The organism is Pandoraea sp. E26 (assembly GCF_000681415.1).
Lineage (GTDB): Bacteria > Pseudomonadota > Gammaproteobacteria > Burkholderiales > Burkholderiaceae > Pandoraea > Pandoraea pnomenusa.
In genome coordinates this window covers 1-1,081 of the sequence record NZ_AYXJ01000058.1, presented here as the reverse complement: position 1 = coordinate 1,081, position 1,081 = coordinate 1, and the positions used below count along the sequence as shown (strand labels likewise).

The window sequence follows — 1,081 nt, the reverse complement described above, 5'->3', positions numbered from 1 at the left end:
CTTAGTCTCTAGCTTCAAGTGCAACACTTTGAATCGAGTAAGGTGTTGCGATGAGGAAGTACAAGCATCTGAGCGCGGAAGAACGCGCGGTCATCATGATCGAACATCGAAGCGGCAGCAGCACAAGAGCCATCGCACGACGACTCGGGCGAAGCGCCTCGACGGTTTCACGCGAACTCGCACGCAACGGCGATACGGCGGCGCACTACGATGCAACGCGTGCGGCGTCGACGTACCGTGCTCGTCGTGAAGGTTGCGGCCGCCGGCGCAAGCTGCGTGCTGGCAGCGCGCTGTATCGGCATGTGCATGACCGACTGGTCTATTGGCGCTGGTCGCCGCAGCAGATTGCTGCCAGACTTCGCCGTATGTATCCCGACGATCCCGACCAACGCGTCAGCCACGAAACGATTTACGCTGCGATATACGCCCATCCACGAGGCGGGCTCAAGCAGGCAATGATCGAAGCATTGCGCCAGGAAAAGCCCGCGCGTGGACGCCGACGCACAACGCTCGCTGGCGGCGGATTCGTGCCCGAAGCGCTGCGCATCGTTCACCGGCCTGAGGAGATTGAGCTGCGGCAACTGCCGGGACATTGGGAAGGCGACCTCATCAAGGGGGCGTTCAACCGTTCCTCCGTGGGCACGCTGGTGGAGCGCAAGACGCGTTTCGTCGTGCTGTGCCGCATGGACGGCTGTACGGCCCAGAACGCTCTGGAGGGTTTCACGCGCCAGATGAAGAAGCTGCCGGCTTTTCTGCGCGAGAGCCTGACCTACGATCGCGGAACGGAAATGAGTTGCCATGTCGAGCTCTCCAGGCGATTGAATCTCGATATCTGGTTTGCTGATCCGCACGCGCCTTGGCAGCGCGGCAGCAACGAGAACACCAACGGTTTGCTGCGCCAGTTTCTGCCCAAAGGCATCGACCTATCGGCAGTCACTCAGATCCAGCTAAACGACATTGCCAAACTGCTCAACGGCCGGCCTCGTCAGACCCTCGGATGGGATACGCCGGAGGAGGCAATGGCCAAAGAGCTGGAAATCAACCGATTCGCTAATCGTTGCGCTTGATTTTTGAGACCGCC

At 60.3% G+C, this 1,081-nt stretch carries 1 protein-coding gene; it reads left to right on the top strand.

The features are described 5' to 3' along the window. The first annotated feature begins 50 nt into the window (after window positions 1-50). Complete coding sequence (locus W930_RS0124950; RefSeq protein WP_023872376.1) at window positions 51-1,067, top strand: IS30 family transposase; 1,017 nt, start codon at window positions 51-53, stop codon at window positions 1,065-1,067. Window positions 1,068-1,081 lie beyond the last annotated feature (14 nt).